At 56.7% G+C, this 22860-nt stretch carries 17 protein-coding genes; 12 read left to right on the forward strand and 5 right to left on the reverse strand.

Features of this window, described 5'->3' with window-relative positions; all coding sequences use genetic code 11:
* Positions 1–24: 24 nt before the first annotated feature.
* The 3 genes from ycaO (at position 25) to pflB (ending at position 5344) form a co-directional block, all read left to right on the forward strand.
* The gene (gene ycaO / locus AACT07_RS14020) at positions 25–1785 is read left to right on the forward strand and encodes a 30S ribosomal protein S12 methylthiotransferase accessory factor YcaO (RefSeq protein WP_069528386.1); all 1761 of its coding nucleotides are present in this window, start codon (positions 25–27) and stop codon (positions 1783–1785) included.
* 381 nt (positions 1786–2166) lie between these two features.
* Positions 2167–3015, forward strand: coding sequence for a formate transporter FocA (gene focA, locus AACT07_RS14025; protein ID WP_005333620.1), 849 nt, complete (start codon positions 2167–2169; stop codon positions 3013–3015).
* A 46-nt stretch (positions 3016–3061) separates the two neighbouring features.
* A complete protein-coding gene (gene pflB / locus AACT07_RS14030) occupies positions 3062–5344 on the forward strand; it encodes a formate C-acetyltransferase (RefSeq protein ID WP_005352571.1) in 2283 nt (760 codons plus the stop codon).
* 545 nt (positions 5345–5889) lie between these two features.
* Here pflB and AACT07_RS14035 read toward each other — a convergent pair.
* Together AACT07_RS14035 and AACT07_RS14040 are read right to left on the reverse strand one after the other, a co-directional pair.
* Positions 5890–6324 carry a YcgN family cysteine cluster protein gene (locus tag AACT07_RS14035; protein ID WP_005361134.1) on the reverse strand — a complete coding sequence of 145 codons (435 nt, stop codon included), beginning with the start codon at positions 6322–6324 and terminating at the stop codon, positions 5890–5892.
* Positions 6325–6735: 411 nt separating this feature from the next.
* Positions 6736–7221, reverse strand: coding sequence for a hypothetical protein (locus tag AACT07_RS14040; protein WP_064335890.1), 486 nt, complete (start codon positions 7219–7221; stop codon positions 6736–6738).
* Between the two features lie 230 nt (positions 7222–7451).
* Between AACT07_RS14040 and AACT07_RS14045 the strand changes: the two genes are divergently transcribed.
* Positions 7452–7649, forward strand: coding sequence for a DUF4250 domain-containing protein (locus AACT07_RS14045; RefSeq protein WP_005333612.1), 198 nt, complete (start codon positions 7452–7454; stop codon positions 7647–7649).
* Positions 7650–8024: 375 nt separating this feature from the next.
* Positions 8025–10499 (forward strand): glycogen/starch/alpha-glucan phosphorylase, encoded by a 2475-nt coding sequence (locus AACT07_RS14050; protein WP_005361122.1) that lies wholly within the window; start codon positions 8025–8027, stop codon positions 10497–10499.
* A 64-nt stretch (positions 10500–10563) separates the two neighbouring features.
* Here AACT07_RS14050 and AACT07_RS14055 read toward each other — a convergent pair whose 3' ends face one another.
* A complete protein-coding gene (locus AACT07_RS14055; protein WP_005333606.1) occupies positions 10564–11946 on the reverse strand; it encodes an SLC13 family permease in 1383 nt (460 codons plus the stop codon).
* 161 nt (positions 11947–12107) lie between these two features.
* Positions 12108–12542 carry a thioredoxin TrxC gene (trxC, locus tag AACT07_RS14060; protein ID WP_069528388.1) on the reverse strand — a complete coding sequence of 145 codons (435 nt, stop codon included), beginning with the start codon at positions 12540–12542 and terminating at the stop codon, positions 12108–12110.
* Between the two features lie 187 nt (positions 12543–12729).
* On the opposite strand from trxC, the gene AACT07_RS14065 reads away from it, so the two are divergent.
* From AACT07_RS14065 to AACT07_RS14080, 4 genes are all read left to right on the forward strand, one after another.
* Positions 12730–15534 (forward strand): hybrid sensor histidine kinase/response regulator, encoded by a 2805-nt coding sequence (locus AACT07_RS14065; protein ID WP_069528390.1) that lies wholly within the window; start codon positions 12730–12732, stop codon positions 15532–15534.
* Between the two features lie 166 nt (positions 15535–15700).
* The gene (locus AACT07_RS14070; RefSeq protein WP_069528393.1) at positions 15701–17437 is read left to right on the forward strand and encodes an ABC transporter transmembrane domain-containing protein; all 1737 of its coding nucleotides are present in this window, start codon (positions 15701–15703) and stop codon (positions 17435–17437) included.
* Positions 17434–19185, forward strand: a complete 1752-nt coding sequence (locus AACT07_RS14075) for an ABC transporter transmembrane domain-containing protein (protein WP_069528395.1) — start codon at positions 17434–17436, stop codon at positions 19183–19185. The genes AACT07_RS14070 and AACT07_RS14075 overlap by 4 nt, the downstream gene beginning before the upstream one ends.
* A gap of 167 nt (positions 19186–19352) precedes the next feature.
* Positions 19353–19826 (forward strand): DUF4442 domain-containing protein, encoded by a 474-nt coding sequence (locus tag AACT07_RS14080; protein WP_005352552.1) that lies wholly within the window; start codon positions 19353–19355, stop codon positions 19824–19826.
* A 33-nt stretch (positions 19827–19859) separates the two neighbouring features.
* On the opposite strand, the gene ybcJ is transcribed toward AACT07_RS14080, so the two are convergent.
* Positions 19860–20093, reverse strand: a complete 234-nt coding sequence (gene ybcJ, locus AACT07_RS14085; RefSeq protein ID WP_005361116.1) for a ribosome-associated protein YbcJ — start codon at positions 20091–20093, stop codon at positions 19860–19862.
* A 260-nt stretch (positions 20094–20353) separates the two neighbouring features.
* Here ybcJ and AACT07_RS14090 point away from each other — a divergent pair, with 260 nt between their 5' ends.
* From AACT07_RS14090 to pdxY, 3 genes are all read left to right on the forward strand, one after another.
* Positions 20354–20917 (forward strand): VC2662 family protein, encoded by a 564-nt coding sequence (locus tag AACT07_RS14090; protein WP_005352548.1) that lies wholly within the window; start codon positions 20354–20356, stop codon positions 20915–20917.
* 83 nt (positions 20918–21000) lie between these two features.
* Entirely contained in the window at positions 21001–21777 is a 777-nt protein-coding gene (locus tag AACT07_RS14095) for a DUF429 domain-containing protein (protein ID WP_069528397.1), read from the forward strand.
* 174 nt (positions 21778–21951) lie between these two features.
* Positions 21952–22815, forward strand: a complete 864-nt coding sequence (gene pdxY, locus AACT07_RS14100) for a pyridoxal kinase PdxY (protein ID WP_069528399.1) — start codon at positions 21952–21954, stop codon at positions 22813–22815.
* Positions 22816–22860: the final 45 nt, after the last annotated feature.

Here is a 22860-nt window from a genome sequence, read left to right on the forward strand (position 1 = left end):
GCCAATAAAAATCAGGATATCGTGATGACTGACCACACTTTTATTCCCGGCAAGGACGCGGCGCTGGAAGACTCCATCGAACGCTTCCAGACCAAGCTGCAAGCCTTGGGCTTTGATATTGAAGAGGCCTCCTGGCTCAACCCCGTGCCGAACGTCTGGTCGGTGCATATTCGCGACAAAGAGTGCGCCCTCTGCTTCACCAACGGCAAGGGTGCCAGCAAGAAGGCGGCCCTCGCGTCTGCCCTTGGCGAATATTTCGAGCGTCTCTCCACCAACTACTTCTTCGCCGACTTCTATCTGGGCGAGCAGGTCGCCAACGGCGATTTCGTTCACTACCCGAACGAAAAGTGGTTCCCTATCGAGGGTGACCAGTTTCCGGCCGGTCTGCTAGACAGCTTCACCCGCAAGTTCTACAACCCGGACGGTGAAGTGACCGCCGACATGCTGGTGGATCTGCAGTCAAACAACGAAGAGCGCGGTATCGTCGCCCTGCCGTTCGAGCGTCAGTCCGATCACGAGACCGTCTACATCCCGATGAACATCATCGGCAACCTCTATGTCTCCAACGGCATGAGCGCCGGCAACACCAAGACCGAAGCGCGCACCCAGGCGCTCTCCGAGGTGTTCGAGCGCCACGTGAAGAACAAGATCATCGCCGAGGCCATCAGCTTGCCGCTGATCCCGGACGAGGTGATTGCCCGTTATCCGGGGATTGCCGCCTCCATCGCCGCCCTCGAAGCGGAAGGCTTCCCCATTTACAGCTTCGATGCTTCCCTGGGTGGCCGCTATCCGGTCATCTGTGTGGTGCTGCTCAACCCTAGCAACGGTACCTGCTTTGCCTCCTTCGGCGCCCACCCGCGCTTCGAAGTGGCCTTCGAGCGGACCGTCACCGAGCTGCTGCAGGGCCGTGGTCTCAAGGATCTCGACGTGTTTGTGCCGCCGTCATTCGACAACGAGCAGGTAGCAGATCACCACAACCTCGAGACCCACTTCATCGACTCCTCGGGCCTCATCAGCTGGGATCTGTTCAAGCAGGATGCGGACTTCGAGTTTGCCGACTGGGATTTTCGTGGCACCTCGCAGGAGGAGTTCGATCACCTGATCGGCATCTTCCATGAGCTGGAGCAGCCGGTCTATATCGCCGACTACGAGCATCTGGGTGTCTACGCCTGCCGCATTCTGGTGCCCGGCATGTCCGACATCTATCCGGCCGAAGATCTGCTGCTGGCCAACAACAACATGGGCGCCAACCTGCGCGAAGTGATCCTGGCACTGCCATCACTTGATTGGGATGCCGAGCAGTACATGGCGTTGTTTGATCAACTGGATGAAGAGGGGCACGACGAGCGTACCCGTGTACGCGAGCTGCTGGGCATCGCCGCTGCCAAGGGGACCGCGCTGCACACTCTGCGCGTTGGCGAGCTGAAAGCCATGCTGGCGCTGGCCGCCGGTGAGCTGGAGACCGCACTGGATCTCATCGACTGGACCATGGAGTTCAACCAGTCGGTGTTCACTGCCGAGCGTGCCAGCTACTACCGCGCCCTGCGTGCCTGCGTCGAGTTGTTCCTCGACGAGGAGCGGGATCCGGAGCAGTATCGCGCCGTCTTCACCCGCATGTATGGTGAAGAGACGCTGGCACAGGCATGGGCCAACGCCACTGGCGAAGCAAGCTTCCACGGTCTGGAAGCGGCCGACCTGTCCCTCTCCCAGTTCCCGCTGCACCAGAAGCTGCTGGCGGCCTACGAGAAGCTGCAGAAGGCCAAGCGAGCCCATCACTGGGCGTGATCGTTGTTGTAAAGGAAGGGGCCGTGTGGCCCCTTCTGTTTATCGTGCGGCAAAGCACGGGATTGTTATTCAAAGATGAAATAAAAAACAAAAAATACCCCTAAGGGGGTTGATGACAGGGCAGGGGATGTGTTGGCGATCTGCAAAGATATCTTGCCAATACCATATTTCCATGCTCTGGAATAAATTCTTTAAAATCATTGCATTAAAAATGTGATATTTCTGTTTCAGCTGATACCTGGTGTAAAGTGGCGTAGCCATCGCACTAAAATATTTGTAGTAAAATTACATTCGCACTCTGATAAACTTGATCAATGTCAATTTTGGCTATTTGGCCCTTTGTTATGATTTCAACAGGCAAAACATTCAGGTAGAAAATAATTGAAAGCTGAATCTCCATTCGATTGTCTCAAGCCCGAAGCCATCGCTGCACTGGCTGAAGACATCACCTATGCCAAGGCTACCAAGCCGGCATACAAGGTCATTCCACTGGCCATTACCGCAGGCGCTTTCATCGCCATCGCATTTATCTTCTACATCACAGTGACGACCGGAACCGGCTCCATGCCTTGGGGTATGGCCAAGTTGGTTGGCGGTCTCTGCTTCTCTCTCGGACTTATTCTCTGTGTGCTGCTCGGTGCCGAGCTGTTCACCTCCACCACCCTGACGCTGGTGGCCAAGGCTGCCAATCGCATCAGCTGGGCTCAGCTGCTCAAGAACTGGGGGCTGGTCTACTTCGGCAACCTGATTGGTGGTCTGTTGATGGTGGCGCTGATCATCGTTTCTGCAGAGTACACGGCAGCAGACGGTCAGTGGGGCCTTAACGCCCTCAAAGTGGCCCAACACAAAATTCACCACACCTTCTTCGAAGCGGTGGCGCTGGGTATCCTCTGTAACCTGATGGTATGTCTTGCTGCCTGGATGGCCTTTGGTGCCCGCAGCGCGACTGACAAGGTAGTGGTTATGCTGCTGCCGGTTGCCATGTTCGTTGCCTCAGGTTTCGAGCACAGCATCGCAAACATGTTTATGATTCCGGTTGGTATCGCTATCCACAGCGTGGCTAGTCCGGAATTTTGGCAGGCCATCGGCCAGGATCCGGCAACCTTTGCTGACCTGACCGTATCCAACTTCGTCCTACACAACCTCATCCCCGTGACCATCGGCAATATCATCGGTGGTGGCGTGATGGTTGGTCTGACTTACTGGTTTATCTTCCGTCGTCATCATTAAGGATGATTGCGGGATACTACATCAATACCGTGTGAGGTAATGAAAAATGGCAGAACTTAACGAACAGTTCCAAAAAGCATGGGAAGGCTTCGCGGCCGGTGAATGGCAGACCTCTGTCAACACCCGTGACTTCATCCAGAAGAACTACACCCCGTATGAAGGTGACGAGTCCTTCCTGGCTGGCGCGACCGAAGCGACCACCAAGCTGTGGGACAAGGTCATGGAAGGGATCAAAATCGAGAACCGCACTCATGCGCCGGTTGATTTTGATACTGACCTGCCCTCCACCATTACCGCACACGATGCCGGTTATATCGATCAGAGCCTGGAGCAGATCGTTGGTCTGCAGACTGACAAGCCGCTGAAGCGCGCCATCATCGCCAACGGCGGTATCAAGATGGTTAAAACTTCTTGCGAAGTGTACGGTCGTCAACTGGACCCGATGGTCGAGAAGATCTTCACCGAATACCGCAAGACTCACAACCAGGGCGTGTTTGACGTTTACACCAAAGACATCCTGAACTGCCGCAAGTCTGGTGTTATCACCGGTCTGCCGGATGCCTACGGCCGTGGCCGTATCATCGGTGACTACCGTCGTGTTGCCCTGTACGGTGTTGACTTCCTGATGGCCGACAAACTGGCCCAGTTCAAGTCCCTGCAAGCTGACCTGGAAAACGGCGTCAACCTGGAAGCCACCATCCGTCTGCGCGAAGAGATCTCCGAGCAGCACCGTGCCCTGGCACAGATGAAGGTGATGGCTGCCAAGTACGGTTGCGATATCTCCGTACCGGCCAAGAACGCTAAAGAAGCCGTACAGTGGACCTACTTCGCCTACCTGGCGGCAGTCAAGTCCCAGAACGGTGCAGCCATGTCCTTCGGTCGTACCTCCAGCTTCCTGGATATCTACATCGAGCGTGACCTGCAGAAAGGCCTGATCACCGAGCAAGAAGCACAGGAGCTGATGGACCACATGGTCATGAAGCTGCGTATGGTTCGCTTCCTGCGTACTCCGGAATACGATTCACTGTTCTCCGGCGACCCGATGTGGGCGACCGAGACCCTGGCTGGTATGGGCGTTGACGGCCGTACTCTGGTCACCAAGAACAGCTTCCGTATGCTGAACACCCTGTACACCATGGGCCCGTCCCCTGAGCCGAACCTGACCATCCTGTGGTCCGAGAAGCTGCCGGTCGGTTTCAAGAAGTACTGTGCCAAGGTATCCATCGAGACCTCTTCCGTTCAGTACGAGAACGACGATCTGATGCGTCCGGATTTCAACAACGATGACTACGCCATCGCTTGCTGTGTATCCCCGATGATCGTTGGTAAGCAGATGCAGTTCTTCGGTGCTCGTGCCAACCTGGCCAAAACCATGCTGTATGCAATCAACGGTGGTATGGACGAGAAGCTCAAGATCCAGGTCGGTCCGAAAACCGAGATGGTCAAGTCCGAGTACCTCGACTACAACGACGTAATGGATCGTCTGGACCACTTCATGGATTGGCTGGCCAAGCAATACGTTGCTGCGCTGAACATCATCCACTACATGCACGACAAGTACAGCTACGAAGCCTCTCTGATGGCGCTGCACGACCGTGACGTATATCGCACCATGGCGTGTGGTATCGCTGGTCTGTCCGTAGCCGCTGACTCCCTGTCTGCCATCAAGTACGCCAAGGTCAAGCCGATTCGTGACGAAGATGGCGTTGCCATCGACTTCGAAATCGAAGGCGAATACCCGCAGTTCGGTAACAACGACGCTCGCGTCGATGATATCGCCTGTGACCTGGTTGAGCGCTTCATGAAGAAGATTCAGAAGCTGAACACCTACCGTGGTGCTGTTGCTACCCAGTCTGTTCTGACCATCACTTCCAACGTGGTATATGGCAAGAAGACCGGTAACACCCCGGATGGCCGTCGTGCTGGTGCTCCGTTCGGCCCGGGTGCAAACCCGATGCACGGTCGTGACCAGAAAGGTGCTGTTGCTTCCCTGACTTCCGTAGCCAAGCTGCCGTTCGCTTACGCTAAAGATGGTATCTCCTATACCTTCTCCATCGTACCGAATGCACTGGGTAAAGATATGGAAGCCCAGAAAGCCAACCTGGCTGGCCTGATGGACGGTTACTTCCACCACGAATCCAACGTAGAGGGTGGTCAGCACCTGAACGTTAACGTGATGAACCGTGAAATGCTGCTGGACGCCATGGAAAACCCGGAGAAATATCCGCAGTTGACCATCCGCGTATCCGGTTATGCCGTTCGCTTCAACTCTTTGACCAAAGAGCAACAGCAAGACGTCATCACCCGTACCTTCACTGCTTCTCTGTAATCGAGAGATAGTGAGCAAAAACCGGCGCCAAGGCGCCGGTTTTTTTATGCGTGCGATTCAGGGGGAGTAATCATCCCCTGTGAATCGCCTCCTGTTCCATCGCAACCACAACAGTTGTTACTGGGTATTCGAAGAAGATTAAGGGGAGGGGCTCACCAGGATTGACCTAGGCCCCGTCTGTAATGCGATTATGCTTTATTCGCGCTCTAAGGGGATAGGCGGTTGCTTTGCCTGCCATTGCATCAGTGTTGCTATGGCTCGTGGAACAGCTGATCAGGTTTAAGGGGTGAAGAGAGGCGCCATCGTGGGTATCAAGCAATACCCATAAGCCTGTGACTATGGAATCATTCTCTGCCTCTGCCTCTGCCTCTGCCTCTGCCTCTGCCTCTGCCTCTGCCTCTGCCTCTGCCTCTCTCAATGTGCAGTTGGGAGGGGGTCTGGTTTAGCCAGCCAGATATGTGTGAAGCTACAAACCCTGCTTGCAGAAACAACAAGGGCTGCACATTGTGCAGCCCTTGCCTCTGGAGAATAGCGGGTTGAGCGTGTCAGCTGGCCCAGGTGATGATGTGATCGATCCATTCACCCGCCTGATCCTCGTGAATGACTTTGCCACGGACGGATTGACCAGCCTGATGCATTGCGGAACGACTGCCGGTCAGCAGAGGATGCCACTCTGGAAGAGCGTCACCTTCAGACAGCAGGCGATATGCGCAAGTTGAGGGGAGCCAGTCATATTCGGTGATCTTGTCATGGGTGATCTGAAGACAGTCAGGCTCTTTTTTGAAACGATTGGCGTAATCAGAGCACTGACAGGTCTTGGTGTTAAGCAAATTGCAGGCGACATTGGTGAAAACCAGTTCGTCGGTATCTTCATCGATCAGCTTGTTGAGGCAGCATTTTCCGCAACCATCGCAGAGGGATTCCCATTCGGATTCAGTCATCTGCTGCAGACTCTTGGTCTGCCAAAAAGGGGCTTGCATCATACCGCTCACTTATTACACCTGATAAAACGCGTGGTTATACCCCTTGTTACCCGGTATTTCAAGGAGAGGGTCACTCCGGTGGGCAAATTGTCGTGATCAGCTCAAATGAATGCAATGACTTTCAGCCTCATCATATTGCTCAAACGGGTTCGCTGGTGGGCAGGAAATCCCGCAGGTTTGAATACTTGGGCTGCATGATTGTCCAGTTCAGGTTTTATTTTCTGCTTCTTTATCCGTTACATCTTTTGATGTTTGTCTGCTTGCAGCAAGCAGGGTCAAATGATCTCCGATGCCTACCGTCAGGCTGTTGCAAGCTTGTCTTTCAAATAAAGCCGCTGGTCACATATTGTTTGCGCCCTTCTGTCACTGCGACCCGCGGGAGAGCCTGCGTAGGCGTTCGTTTTTGTCTTAATGATTGAGATAGATATCTTGCTCTGAATAGGCCAGCAGAGGTGTGCCGAGGTTAGTCCGTTTCGCGCCAAAGAAGCGGGTGAGTACGCCAGATTGCTGTCCCAGTCGCTGCAGCTTGACGTGATCCAGCTCGATCTGCTCAGGTAGCCAGGTAAATACGGCGGCGCAGTGACCATTGCCCAGACTGCGCTCCAGGGTTTGCTGCCAGTTCTTGATTTTGGGGCTATGTACCACCAGCACTCTCTTGGGATCGATACCTCGCTCTTCCAGACGGCTGACTGTGGGGCGTCCCGGCGGGGCGATCAACAAGATCCAGCCGGTATGAGCCTCCCCAAGCTTTGTCAGCTCGCTCAGAAACTGATCATCAGACTGGATAGTCACACCATAATGAGCCAACTCCGCTTTGCAGGCGGTTCTGGTTGGCCAGGGCTTGCTCATGACACGATTCATCGCAAAGGGCAGTGAGTGCAGGGGCTGGTTCATATATGGGGTTCCTGTATGAATATCCAAGCTGTATGCGCATACAGTAGTTCTATCCTGTGGCAGTGACAAGGTGTTTTTGCTGAAAAATGTGATGGTGTTGGCATGTGTCGTTAGTAAGGTTATGTTTTTAAACACTATTTAATATAAAGCTAGTTGGGTGTTTTTCGTACTATGGACAAACCTTGCGTAACCGCCCATGGTTATACAGGTCATTTATAGGAGGTGCCGCCATGGATATCAGTACCTTGCAACGTCTTGATGCCAACATCTTGCTGGGCATCATCAATGAGAAGCTAAGGCTTGAGTGCGACGGGTTGGAGGAGTTGCTGGCCTATTATGATATGAGTGAAGAGCAGTTGGCAGGACGTCTGGATCAGATTGGGTACCATTACGATCCATTGAGTAATCAGTTCAAGGCACATCTTTAAGGGTGCAATGATTGCTTCATATTTATACGGTAATTTTTCAGGCACATTGAAACCGGTTTCAATGTGCCGTCTTGCTGCCTATTTTCAGGGATTTTCAAGGCTTGGCAATCTCTGAAAACCTATTCATGCCAGAATATTTTTATTGTTTCATTAAGCTTATGATAATAAAGGGAATGTTTGTTTTTGTGCGATCAATTTAAGGAAAGGGTTTTCAAGCTTTTCAGGCTGTTTTTATCGGTTAAAGTGTGACTTGCGTTAACTTTTAATTCTGCCGCTTTAGTTAGTATTCTCACGCCGGTACATATTTTGAGATAACAACAGCGCCGGTCCCGCAAGCGGGATAACAATTTTATTTGTAACGAAGGAATATGGTTTATGGCTACCAAGAAGAAGACAGACCAGGATCTCCAACTGGATAAAGATCAGCTCAAGGCGAGTATCGTGCGTCACCTGCGTTCTACCTTGGGAACAAGCGAGCAGAAAGCCTCTCCCGAAGCGTGGTGGAAAGCCACTGCTGCGGCTGTCAATGAACAGGTGTACGAGCGCCTGACCCGCACTCAGCAGACTCATTTCAAGAAAGATACTCGTGCGATTCACTATCTCTCTGCTGAATTCCTGATGGGACGATTGACTTCCAACAACCTGCACAACCTCTCCCTCTACAAGACTTGCGAAGAGGCGCTGGGCGAACTCGGTCTGGAACTGACCGACCTGTGCGAACAAGAGCCGGACATGGCACTTGGCAACGGCGGCCTGGGTCGTCTGGCTGCCTGCTTTATCGACTCGCTGGCCACTCTGAACTATCCGGCGGTTGGTTACGGTATCCACTACGAACACGGTCTGTTCCGTCAGGAAATCCAGGATGGCCGCCAGATCGAGCGTCCGGACTCCTGGCGTGAATATGGCAACCCCTGGGAGATCTGCCGCCCCGAATCGGTGCAAGAAGTGCCGCTCTATGGCTACGTCGAGACCGTGTTTGGTGACAATGGCGGCCTGAAGAAGGTATGGCACGCTGGTCGCAAGATTAAAGGGGTGCCTTGGGATATTCCGGTGGTCGGTTTTGGCGGTCACACCGTCAACATCCTGCGTTTGTGGGAATCCCGCGCCTCCGAGTTTTTCGACTGGGACGTGTTCAACGCCGGTGGTTACATCGACTCCCAGGCTGAGAAAGCCCAGGCCGAGACCATCTCCAAGGTGCTGTATCCGAACGATGAGACCGATGCAGGTAAAGAGCTGCGTCTGATCCAGCAGTACTTCTTCTGTGCTTGCTCCATCAAGGACATCATGCGCCGCTACAAGCGGGTCCATGGCAGTGACTTCAGCAACTTTGCCGCGCAAATTGCCATTCAGCTCAACGATACTCACCCGACTGTCGCCATCCCGGAACTGATGCGGGTGCTGGTGGATGAGGAAGATTTGAACTGGGATGCCGCTTGGGCTATCTGCTATCAGGTCTTCTCTTATACCAACCACACTCTGCTGCCGGAAGCGCTGGAGAAGTGGTCGGTCAGCCTGTTCGAGAAAGTACTGCCTCGCCATCTGGAGGTGATTTACGAGATCAACGCCCGCTTCCTGAACGAGTTGGTCGAGCCCAAGTGGCCGGGCAACGATGCTATCAAAGCCAAGCTCTCCATCATCGAAGAGGGAGATGTGCGCAAGGTTCGCATGGGCAACCTGTGCGTGATCGGTTCGTCCAAAGTGAACGGTGTGGCCGAGATCCACTCCAAGCTGGTGAAGGAAGATCTCTTCCCCGAGTATGCCGAGCTGTGGCCGGAAAAAATGTGCAACGTGACCAACGGGGTGACCCCGCGTCGCTGGCTGCTGGCGTGCAACCCGGAACTGGCTGGCCTCTACAACGAAGTAGTGGGCAAGGAGTGGCCGCTGCAACTGGACAAACTGCGTGGCGTGGTGAAGTTTGCCGACGACAAGGCGTTCCAGCAGCAGTTCATGACCATCAAGCGTCACAACAAAGAGAAGCTGGTCAAGGTCATCAAAGACGAAACCGGTATCGATGTCAGTGCCGAGGCGATCTTTGACGTTCAGATCAAGCGTCTACACGAGTACAAGCGCCAGCAGCTGAACCTTATTCACATCATGGCGCTCTATCGTCGCCTGCTGGCCAACCCGGACTATGACATGCACCCACGCGTCTTTATCTTCGGCTCCAAAGCTGCGCCCGGTTACAAGCTGGCCAAAGACATCATCTATGCCATCAACAAGCTGGCGGATCGGGTCAATAACGATGCTCGTATCCAGGGCAAGCTGAAAGTGGTGTTCATGCCGAACTACCGCGTGAGTCTGGCCGAGAAGCTGATCCCGGCGGCAGATGTCTCCGAGCAGATCTCCACTGCAGGTTATGAAGCATCCGGTACCGGCAACATGAAGATGGCACTCAACGGTGCAATCACCATCGGGACGCTGGATGGAGCCAACATCGAGATCGCTGAAGAGGCGGGTGCCGAAAACTGTGCCATCTTCGGTCTGAACGTGGACGAAGTGAAGTCGCTGAAGGCGCGCGGTTACAACCCGTATGACTTCTACTATGCCAACTCCGAGCTCAAAGCCGTGCTGGACTGGTTTGATACCGACTACTTCACGCCTGGTCGTCCGGGTGAGCTGGCCTCCATCAAGCGCTCATTGTTGGAAGGGGGAGACCCTTACCTGACCTTGGCGGACTTCCAGTCCTACTCGGATGCACACAAGCTGATCGATACTTGGTATCGGGATCCGGCACTGTGGGCGAAGAAGGCCATCATCAACTCGGCCACCATGGGCAAGTTCAACTCCGACCGCTCTATTCAGGACTATGTGGATCGGATCTGGGATCTGAAGGCCTGCAACATCGGCTAATCGGATTCATAAATGAGAAAACCCCCGCAATGCGGGGGTTTTTGTTTATTGGGGGGGAGGTGGATCAGAGGATATCGCCAACGAAGTAGGCCAGCAGGGCGAGCAACACGGTAAAGACCACGTTCAGAGCCATACCGGCTTTCATCATCTCCCTTTGGCGGATGTGGCCACTGGCAAAGACGATGGCATTGGGCGGTGTGGCGACTGGCAGCATAAAGGCACAGGAGGCACCGATAGCGATCAACACCGACATCACCACAGGTGATACACCCAGCGCCTCGGCGACACCGGCAAACAGGGGAACCAATAGCGCGGCGGTAGCTGTGTTGGAGACCAGTTCGGTCAGAAACACCACGAAGGCGGCCAGCATAAGCAACACGACAAAAATGTTGGCGTTGGAGAGCACGGCCGACAAATGGCTGGCCAGGAAGGCGCTGGTACCAGTGGCCTTGAGAATGGCGCTCAGGGTCAGACCGCCGCCAAACAGCATCAGCACGCCCCAGTCGGTGTTCTGGTTGACGTCATCCCAGCTTGCGACACGGCTGACTACGATGGCTACGATGGCGCCCATGGCAATCAGGGTGTCGAGTTGCGGAATACCGCCAAAGGCGTTGGAGATGGGTTGTGAGCCGATCCAGAGCACAACGGTGGTCAGGAAGATTGCCAGCGTCACTTTACGCTCGCGGGTCCAGTTGATGGTGACATCCTGGATCTCGACGCGGTGGCTGAGACGCGGGCGGGTTACCAGATAGAGCAGGGCAATGCCGCAGGGCATCAGGATCAGCACTACTGGAACACCGAATTTCATCCAGTCAGTGAAGCCAATCCCCATCTGGGCGGCAGCGATGGCGTTGGGTGGGCTACCCACCAGGGTACCGATGCCGCCGATACTGGCGCTGTAGGCGATCCCCAGCAATACGAAGACGAAGGTGGCACGCTCTTTTTTGCTATCGAGGCGTGCCAGCATTCCGATCGCCAGTGGCAGCATCATGGCGGTGGTAGCGGTGTTGCTGATCCACATCGACATGGCGGCTGTGATGGTAAAGAGCAGGATGACGCCCCAACCCAGATGACCATTGGCCAGGTGCATCACCTTGCCTGCCATCAGGGTATCCAGTCCCTGTTTTGAGAGGGCTGCTGCGAGGGCGAAACCGCCAAAAAAGAGGAACAGGATTGGGTTGGCAAAATCGGTGAGGGATTTGCTCATGTCAAACACCCCGAGCACGGTAGCCAGCAGGGGTACCAGCAGTGCGGTGATGGTGACGTGCAGTGCTTCGGTCAGCCAGAGGATGGCGATAAAGACCAGAATACCCAGCCCCTTGTTGACCATGGGGTCAAACGGGAGCCAGGCGAGCATGGCACAAAGTAGCAAGACATCCAGGATGACGATCCCTGATTTGATGTCCAGCCAGCGAGATGGAGCAGAGGGTACAGCTGATGTGTGCATAATGTTCTCTCGGTTAATTTATGGTTGTTTTTGTGTTGCCGAGATTACATCCATTCACTTGTTTGAAACAGACTCACATGTTGAAAATCAGCCTCTACTCACATACTCATTGATAAAAATGAGGAAATGAACACATAAATAAAACATGTGCGAAATATAAATCAAACATCCATGAACTGTTCCAGCCATTGCTTGAACATGCTCTTGGGCAAGGAGCCATTTATCTGGTTCACCAGTTTGCCCTGTTTGAAGACCATCAGGGTGGGGATGCTGCGAATGGCGTAACGGGCGGCAATGGTGCTCTGCTGCTCGGTATCGACTTTGACAAAGCGCATCCGTGGTTCGAGTTCATGGGCAACCTCATGAAATACCGGAGCAAACTGCTGGCAGGGGCCGCACCAGCTGGCCCAGAAATCGACCACGACCGGGATATCTGAGTTGATCAGGGTATCGAAGTTATCCGCCTTCCCGAGGCAAGGGGTCTGGCTGAACAGGAGGGCTTTGCAGCGCCCGCATTTGGCAGATGTATCGATATGGGTACCGGGCAGGCGGTTCCTGGTAAAGCAGTGGCTACAATAAGTAGTGATAAATGACATAATTGGTTCCTTCTAAATCAGCTCTGGCCGGGGATATGATGAGAAGCCAGAATGAAGCAATCGCGAAACAATAGCGAAATATCAGAGCAATAACGGTAACACAGTGCCCAGCGGGAGTGGATAATTCCCCCAGGGTTCATTGCCTAACCGGATAATTCAGCGACCACCAGATGAGAGTCGAGACGGGATGAATAAAGGATCACGGAAAAACCGTGCTGTGCCAGGGCTGATCGTTGCCTTGCTGCTCGCCTTTTCGGGCTACTGCTGGCAGTCGCTCAGTCAGCAGCAACAGGCCCACGACCTGAACGACGCGGCCGAGGTGGTGCTGAACCGGATCAACGCCGATACCGTCTATCTGCTTGGGCGGGAGCAGGCCAATGACAGCAATGTCCAGCAGCGCCTGAACCAGTTATCCATCACCCTTGACGGTTTTGTACGGGAAGTCAGAAGCGATCCCGAGCTGGTGCAAGACGATCTCTCCCAGGCACTGCTTGAGGACATGGACACCTATCTGATGGCGCTGGCCAGGCTTCATGCCATTGAGATGGCTATCGAGTATCTCAATGCGCCCCTGCAGGCCCAGATTAAAAAGGTGCGGGGGATAAGCCCGTCAGACAGTGCGCTTCATCGCGACCTGGAGGAGCTGGCGCAACTGAGCAACTATCTGCAGCGCAGTTGGGACAAACGTGAACAGACTACGCTGGATCAGCTGCAACAGCAGTTGCAATCCCGTTATGGCAACTTGCCGGAGATCGCGACCCTGATCCGCCTGAGCAAGGAGATGAGCCAGCAGGTGATGGCCTATCACACCTTGCGTTACCAGCTCATCGACATGCATGTGATCGAGAGTTTGGTGCGCTGGAAACTCGACAAGCTGGAGCGCGCCTCCTCTTTGATGAATCGCTTTTATCTGATGGTGCTGTGCGGAGCTTTGATCTGCTTTGCGCTGGTGGCCTTCACCCTGTGGCGCCGTAACCAGAAGCTGAGCGAACTGTCGCGCCAGACCGGCTTGCTGGCCCAGGCCAAAAGCGATTTTCTGGCCAACATGAGCCACGAGATCCGCACCCCCATGAATGCCATCATAGGTTTTAGCTCGCTGGCACTGCAGACTGAACTGGATCAACAACAGCGGGACTATCTGGGCAAGATCAAATCCTCATCCGATACCCTGCTGCTGCTGATCAACGACATCCTTGATTTGACCAAGGTGGAGTCCGGCAAGCTGACGTTGGAGGAGATCGACTTCGATCTCAGCGAGCAGCTCGATTCGCTGGCGGGCATGTTTGCCGATCTGGCGGAGCGCAAACACGTGGAGGTGGTTATTCGCAAGTCACCGGAGGTACCGGTCTTCTTGCGTGGAGATCCCCTGCGATTGGGACAAGTGCTGGTCAATCTGGTGAACAACGCCATCAAGTTTACCGAACGCGGTGAAGTCGAAGTCTGCATCGAGCTGGCCAATCCTCACCCAATGCGGATCCGCTTCAGTGTGCGCGATACCGGCATCGGCATTGCCGAAGAGAAGCAGACCCAACTGTTTCAGGCGTTTACTCAGCTGGAGGCGGGTAATACCCGCAAATATGGCGGCTCGGGTCTTGGGCTCAATATCTCCCAGCGTCTGGTGGAGCTGATGGGGGGGCGGATCACCGTAGAGAGCAAGCCTGGCGTCGGCTCTCTGTTCAAGTTTGATATTCCGATGGCGCAGGCGGTCTACGGCGTCGCTGGACGGAAAGTCTTCTTCGAAAACCAGCCGCTGGTGATGGTGATGGATGACAACGAACTGGTGCTGGATCTGGCCCGGGACATTCTGACTCGGGCTGGTGTGCGGGTGCTGCCGGTCAACTCCCTTTCTCGTGCCCGTCAGCTGCTCCGTGAAGAGGGACCGAATCTGCGGTTGGCGATCCTCGACTGGCGCATGGGCCAGGAGGACGGGCTCGATCTGGCGCTGGAGATGTATCAGCACAGCCAGTGGCGGCGGATCCCCATCCTGATGATCAGTGCCTGGGCCAGAGAGGGGCTGCACGCCCGGATGGACAGCATGGGGCTGACCCATTTTCTGCCCAAACCGATGACCGAAAATGCCCTGCTGGCCAAGGTGGACGAACTGCTCAACGGCAGCTCTTACGAGCTCAACCTGCGCAAGGCCGAGGCACAGGGGGATCAGCAACACTTCAAATCCCTGTTGCAGGGTACCCGAGTGCTGTTGGCGGAAGACAACCGGGTCAATCAGCAGCTCATCATCGAGTATCTGCGGCGCGTCGATGCGGTGGTGTGTGTGGTCAGCAATGGTCGGGAGGCGGTGGAGCGGGTCGCCGAGCAGCCTTTTGACGTGATCCTGATGGATTTGCAGATGCCAGTACTGGACGGACTCGATGCCACCCGCCAGATCCGCAAGATGGTCGACAAGCACGATGTGCCCATCATTGCCCTCACCGCCAGTGCCATGCCCGGTGACAAGGAGCGTTGCCTGGGGGTGGGGATGAATGGCTATGTCACCAAGCCGGTGAGCAAGCTGGATCTCTACAACAACCTGCTGCAGTGGGTAAAGCCGCAAGGGGTGGAGCAGGCGGGGATCATGGAGGTGAAACCGCCGGATATGATCGGGATCCTCGATCTGCAGGATGCACTCAAGCGGCTGGAGCAGGACAAGGAGGCGTTGCAGATCCTGTTCAAGCTGTTCATGTCGGAGCACAAGGACGATCTGTGGGAGATCCGCTCCGCCCTGCGCCGTCAGCAGCCCGAGGTGGCCAGCAAGCTGCTGCACACCCTCAAGGGGGTGTCTGCCAATATCTCGGCGGCCCGTCTGCAATTGGTGGCTGGCGAGCTGGAGTGGCGCCTGCGGCAAAACGAGGTGCTAAGCGAGACGGATCTGGAGCAGTTGCAACAGGTGTTCAGCCAGACCCGGGAAGAGGTGTCACACTTCCTGTTGACCGGTGAGCAGCATGAAAATTCGTATAATCCCTATTCATCAGGGGATGATCGCATGTCACAGTGAATTAAATAGTAATTATTCTCAACCATCCCGGTTCGGGATATGATGAGCTTTCGTTCGAATCGCCTCCAGCCGGAGGCGATTGTTTTCATTCTTCTATTTCTGCGTGGCTTCTCTGATGGCCGCTCCTTGGAGCGGTCACGGGCAGAGAGCGCTAAAGGTTGGTGGTGTGAGCGTATTTCTACGATTGAGCTGGTTTTTCAAGGAGCAGTGGCCCCGTTATCTGGCTGCCATCTCCCTGCTGCTGATGGTGGCCCTGTTGACCGTTATTCCGCCCAAAGTGGTGGGCTGGGTGGTGGATGGCATCACCAGGGGCGGTCTCGACAATGGTACCTTGATGCGCTATCTGGCGGGGCTGTTTGGTCTGGGTGTGCTGATTTATCTGCTGCGCTACGTCTGGCGGGTGATGCTGTTCGGTGCCTCTTACCGTCTGGCCTATGTGTTGCGCAATCGCCTGTTCAGTCATTTCACCCGGATGAGCCCCGATTTTTATCAGCGCCACCGTACTGGCGATTTGATGGCCCATGCCACCAATGACATTCAGGCTGTGGAGATGACCGCTGGCGAAGGGGTGCTGACTCTGGTGGACTCCATCATGGTCGGGGTATTGGTGCTCTCCATCATGTGCAGCCAGTACTCCTGGCAGCTGACGCTGGTCTCCTTGCTGCCGCTGCCGGTGATGGCCTATTTCATGAATCGCTTCGGCACCCAGATCTACACCCAGTTCAAGGCGGCGCAAGGGGCCTTCTCCAGGCTCAACAACAAGACCCAGGAGGCTCTTTCCGGCGTGCGGGTGCTGAAATCCTATGCGGTTGAATCGCTGGAAGATGAGGGCTTTGCCGAGCTGACCAAACAGGCGGGGGAGCGCAATATGGCGGTGGCCCGCATCGATGCCAAGTTCGATCCGGTCATCTATCTCTGTATCGGTTGCTCCTACTTCCTCGCGGTGGCGGGGGGCAGTGTGTTGGTGCTGCAGGGTGAGTTGACCCTGGGTGAGCTCACCAGCTTCACCATGTACCTCGGCCAGCTGATCTGGCCGATGTTTGCCATCGCCTGGCTGTTCAACATCATCGAGCGGGGCAGCGCCGCCTACTCCCGTATCGAAAGCCTGCTTGGGGAGCGCAGCGATATCGAAGAGCCCGCCCAGCCGGCGGTGTTTACCTCGGCCTTTCCTTTGCAGATCAAAGGGGTGAGCTATCAACTTGAGCAGCGCACCCTGCTTGCGGATATCGACGTTACCCTCAAGCAAGGGGGGATGCTCGGGGTGGTGGGGCGCACCGGGGCAGGCAAGAGCTCCCTGCTCAAGCTGTTGATGCGCCTTGCCAATCCGACTCACGGTTCGATTGTCATGGGGGGCGTACCGATTGACCAGTTGCCGCTCGCCACACTGCGCAGCCAATTTGCATATGTGCCACAGGAGCCATTCCTGTTTTCCACCACCATCGCCGCCAATATCGCCCTGGGCAAACCCGATGCGAGCCGCGAGGAGGTCGAACGGGTGGCACGCATTGCCTGTGTCCACGATGATATCGTGCGTTTCCCCAAGGGTTATGAGACCGAGGTGGGGGAGAAAGGAGTGACCCTCTCCGGCGGCCAGAAACAGCGGCTGGCTATTGCCCGCGCCCTGCTGCTGGATGCGCCCATTCTGGTGCTCGATGATGCGCTCTCGGCGGTGGATGCCCACACCGAGCAGCAAATTCTGCATGCCCTCAAAGCCCATCGTCGCACCCTGATCCTGGTCAGCCATCGCATGACGGCGGTGGAGCAGGCCGACGAGATCCTGGTGCTGGAGCAGGGGACCGTTAGCGAGCGGGGTCATCACGGTGCCCTGATGGCGCACAATGGCTGGTACGCAGATATGGTGCGTTACCAGCGTCTCGAAGAAGCGGTGGAGGAGAGCCTGTGAATCCGACCATTAAACGACTGCTCGCCTACTGCGCCCAGTATCCTCGTTGGCTGATCCAGGCGGGGATCTGTTTGCTGCTCGCCACCGGCGCCGAAGTGGCCGGGCCGCTGCTGATCAAGCTCTTTATCGATGACTATCTGGCGCCGCGCAATATCGTGCTGCCCACCATAGCCCTGATTGCAGCGGGCTATCTGGGCTTGCAGGTACTCTCGGCGGCGGGCTTCTATTTGCAATCCCTGCGCTTTAACCGTATCGCCCAGGCGGTGGTGCAAACCTTGCGCGAGCAGGTGTTTGCCACCGCTATCCGGTTGCCGGCCCGCTACTTTGACAAGCATCGCTCCGGCTCGCTGATTTCCCGCATCACCAACGACACCGAGGCGATCATGAACCTCTATGTGCAGGTGATCGGCTTGCTGGTGCAAAAAGTGGTGCTCTTGTGCGGCATCCTCATCTCGATGGCGCTGCTGGATCTGCGGCTGATGCTGGTCTGCTCCCTGCTGCTGCCCGCAGTGGGTGGGGTGATGTGGCTCTACCAGAAACTGAGCGTGCCGGTGGTGCGAGCGACCCGCAGCCTGCTTTCCGACATCAACAGCCGCCTCAACGAGTCGCTGCAGGGGATGCCGGTGATCCAGGCGATGGTGCAGGAGCGCCACTTTGCCAACGCCTTTGCCGAGGTGAACCAGCAACACTGGTCGGCACGGATCAAGAGCCTCAAGATCAACGGCATTTTGCTGCGTCCGCTCATCGATCTCTTCTACATGATGGTGCTGATTGGCCTGTTGGCGCTGTTCGCCCACGAGGGGGTGAGCCACGCTGGTGCCATTCAGGTAGGGGTGCTCTACGCCTTTATCAGCTATTTGGGCCGGATGATCGAGCCGCTCATCGAGATGACCAACCAGCTTAACCAGCTGCAGCAGGCGATGGTGGCGGGGGAGCGGGTCTTTGCCCTGCTCGATGAAACCCGCGAAAGCACCGAGGGCGAGATGATCCCGCTGGAAGGACGGGTCAGTTTCGAGCGGGTGAGCTTCTCCTACGATGGCGAGCAGCAGGTGCTGCGGGAGGTCAGCTTTGCCGCAAAACCGGGCCAGATGCTGGCGCTGGTGGGCCATACCGGCAGCGGCAAGTCCACCATCATCAGCCTGCTGATGGGCTTCTATCCGCTGGATCAGGGGCAGATCCGCTTCGATGATCACGCACTGGATACTCTGTCGCTGGCGGCGGTGCGCCGCAGCATCGGGTTGGTGCAGCAGGATCCCTTTATCTTCGTCGGCACTCTGGCGGAGAACCTGCGTCTCGGCCGCGCCGGCATAGATGACGCGCGGCTCTGGCAGGCGCTGAGCGAGGTGCAGCTGGCCGAGTTTGTGCACAGCTTGCCACAGGGGATCAACACCCTGATGGAGGAGGGTGGCAAGAACCTCTCCGCCGGTCAGCGGCAACTGCTCTCCTTTGCCCGTGCACTGGTGGGAGATCCGCGTATCCTCATTCTGGATGAAGCGACGGCCAGCGTGGACTCCCAGACCGAGTTGGCGCTGTCGCAGGCGATCTCTGCTGCCCGTCGTGGCCGCACCACCATCGCCATCGCCCACCGCCTCTCGACCATCGTCGATGCGGACGAGATCCTGCTGCTCTCCCGCGGTCAGGTGAGCGAGCGGGGTACCCATGGTGAGTTGATGGCCCTCGGCGGTCACTATGCCCAGCTGTTCGAGATGCAGAGTCAGGGGGCTTGGCTCGAAGAGAAGCGCGCCTGATCGGCACATTTGCTGTAACAGCGACATGAGCGAAAAGAGGGAACCGGTGCGGTTCCCTCTGTTTTTTTGGGTTGGGCAAAAGGTCGTAACCGTGATCCCTGTGCTTGTCGAATGGCGCAGATGCAGGCAACATGTTGTTTACATTAACTCATCGGATCAGTTCGCATATGGATTTGCAACGCTTCAAAGCCAATCTGGCGCTCCGGCTGTTTGCCTGGCGCTACATTCCCGTCATCGGGTTTTGTGCCCCGATCATCGAAGAGATGAACGCCAAGGCGCTGCGCATTCGCATTCCCCTTGGCTGGCGTACCCGCAACCATCTGGGCAGCATGTATTTTGGCGCGCTGGCGACCGGCGCCGATCTGGTGGGCGGTCTGCTGGTGATGGAGAAGGGGCGGCAGCGGCGCAAGAAGGTGCACTTCGCCTTCAAGGATGTGCAGGGGGAGTTTTTGAAACGACCGGAGGGGGATGTGCAGTTCGACTGTGCAGCGGGGGAGGAGATTGACGCCATGATCGACGAATCGCTGGCAAGCGGTCAGCGCATCAATCGCCCCATCCGGGTGGTGGCCACCTGTCCGTCATTGAACGGGGATGAGGCGATGGCGCGTTTTGTGCTGACCCTGTCGATCAAGGCCAGCTAGCGGGTTGCCGGAGAGTGGCTCCCCGAAACGGGTTTAGCCAATCTCCGGGCTGACGCCCTCTTTCACCACGACCTTCATGCCGTTGAAGTTGACCACCTGTTCGGCCACGATCTTGCAGCGCTTGCGGGTCTCCACCTGACCGTCCACCTCGACCAGCCCTTCGGCGACGAGCGCCTTGGCGGCGCCGCCACAATCGGCCCACCCCTGATGTTTGATAAGGTCACACAAGGCAACGAAGGGGTGACCTTCGAGCAGAAACGTCTCCATGGGAAATCCTCTAGATGGATGAATGCCGGATACAGCAGGGCGACTATTTTAGGCAGTTCGCTCAGGCAAAGAAAGGAAGAGGGGCCACTCGCTGCGAAAAAGTGGCCGATTGTTCTTGAGGTGGCGCTTTCGCAAGTCCTGATGGAGAGGTGAGAGGGCCAACCGTGACGTATCGTGACGCACCTCGTCCCTGCTGGTGTGCCCACACTCTCTCCTGACTGTTAGGATCGGGCCACTCTCTATGGCCCAAGGAACTTCCCATGACACTATCCCGCCTGCTGCTGGCATGCAGCGCCCTGACTCTGTGCGGTGTCGCGCAGGCCAGTACTCCGGTGCAGGTCTCGCTGCCCGGGGTCAATTTGCCCGCGTCCCATCAGGTGGAAGGGGCGCGCGCCTCGCTGCTCTACGGTCGGACCGGTCAGGTGAAGGGCATTGATCTGCCGATCTTCGCCCTCTCCGATGTGGATCAGTTCAGCGGCCTGCAGCTCGGGGTATTCCTGGGTGCTGGTCGGGTGCGCCACCAGTTTGGCGGGGTCGCCATCAACGCCATCAACTGGCACGAAGGGCAGGATACCGGCGTCAATCTGGGGCTGGTCAACCTGACCAACAATGTGCAGGGGCTTAACTGGGGGGCGGTCAATATCGCCAAGGGCAATGCGCTGGCCAACGTCGGCTTCGTCAATTATGCCGAGCGTACCACCTTCCAGATTGGCTTTATCAATGCGACCAAGCACCTCGATGGCTTGCAGATCGGGCTGGCCAACTATGCCGCCAACGGCGTTTTCCCCATTCTGCCGCTGGTGAACTTCCAGAAATCGTTCTGAGTGGGCGGTTCGCTTTGCGTTAAGGGCCTCTGCTGATTACCCTGTGCCTCTTGCAACTTGTGACAGGCGAACAGAGGTAATTGATGACGGCAGGGCAGATGAGTGCAATCGGGATCGGCTGGGATGTGCGTGGCTGGCAGGGCAGTGCCCAGGCGGTGGCCGTGGTGGGCTGGCAGGCCGACTCCAACCGCCTGCACTGGTTCGGGGTGTCGCCGCTGTTTCGTCTGAGCTCGCGGGTGGCGCCGGATCTGGCCGCTCTACTGCGTCCCGCCCTGCAAAACGAGCTGACCCTGATGCAGGTAGAAGCCTGCCCGCAACTGGCGCTCGGTATCGATGCGCCGCTCGCCTTTCCCCGTGCCTTGCGGGATCTGCTCAACGGCCAGCCACATAGCTGCGCCGTGCCCGAACGGGAGATAGACAACCCCTACGCCTATCGTGACTGCGAGCGCTGGTTGTATCAGCAGTACGGCAAGAAGCCGCTGTCGGCCACCTTCGACCGGCTCGGTAACAATGCAACCCTGGCGCTCTCCATGCTGCCGCAGCTCTCGGATCTGCAACTGGTGCCGACCGTTGCCCCGAAGGCCAGTCGTGCCGTGCTGGAGGTCTATCCGGCATTGGCCAAAGTGGGCGGCAAGGCCTCCCCGGCACGGCCCGAGCTGGCGGCCTTACTGCCTGCGGACGTGCTGGTCGGCACCGATCGCTACGATGCGGCGCTCTGCGCCCTGATGGCGCTGCAATATGCCGCTGGTGGCAAGGTGACGGTATTGCCTGAGCTGATTTCGCCACCCAGTGACATGCCGTGTGATGAGGGATGGGTCTATCACTTTGCTCGTCATGGCGTTGAGCACAACGGCATGTGATGGACGGTGACGCGGCGCATCATGGCGCCGCTCATCCTGTCGACGCGGGCCAAATGGCGCAAAAAACCTGTCTTTAGTCAGGAAATTGCCTGTTCATCCCGCGCCAAGGTGGCGCATCGTTATCTTCATCCGATATATTGCCCACCTTGCTGATCCTTTGCTGTGGTATTCCCGATGAAATCCGTTCTCTCTATTCAGTCCCACGTGGTCTTTGGTTGTGCCGGCAACAGCGCGGCCGTCTTCCCCATGCGTCGCCTCGGTATGGATGTATGGCCCATCAACACGGTGCAGTTTTCCAACCACACCCAATATGCCCAGGGGTGGCAGGGAATGGCGATGCCGGCGGGTCATATCAGTGCGCTGGTGAAAGGATTGGGCAATATCGCGGTGTTGAGCCAGTGTGACGCCGTGCTGAGCGGCTACCTTGGCTCCGCTGAGCAGGGGGACGAGATCCTGACCGTGGTCAACGCCGTCAAGGCGGCCAACCCCGATGCCATCTACTTCTGCGACCCCGTGATGGGTCACCCGGAGAAGGGGTGTATCGTCGCTCCCGGCGTCACCCGTTTCCTGACCGAGCAGGCGCTGCCGGTGGCCGACATGATGGCCCCCAACCTGCTGGAGCTGGAGACCCTCTGCGATACCCATCTGGCTGATCTGGATCAGACCCGCGCTGCCGCACATCAGCTGCTGGCCCGCGGCGTCAAGCTGGTGCTGGTCAAGCATCTCGGTCGTGCGGCAGAGGACTCCAGCCGCTTCGAGATGCTGCTGGCCACCCCGCAAGGGGATTACTTGATTGCCCGTCCGCTTTATGACTTTGCCCGCCAGCCGGTGGGGGTGGGCGATCTTATCAGCGCCCTGATGCTGGCGAATTTGCTGGCCGGTCACGATGCGGTCAGCGCGTTCGAGCGCACCAACGCCTCGGTAGATGCGGTGCTGCAGGAGACCTGGCGTCAGCAGGCTTACGAGCTGCAACTCATCGCCGCGCAAGATGCCTTCGCCCTGCCAGAGGTTGCGGTGCGAGCGGTGAAACTGCCCTGAGTCAGCGCGGACGTTCGTCTATCCCGACAAGGGATGGGATGCTGT

This window comes from Aeromonas sp. ANP5, assembly GCF_963870295.1.
GTDB classification, from domain to species: Bacteria; Pseudomonadota; Gammaproteobacteria; order Enterobacterales; family Aeromonadaceae; genus Aeromonas; species Aeromonas veronii.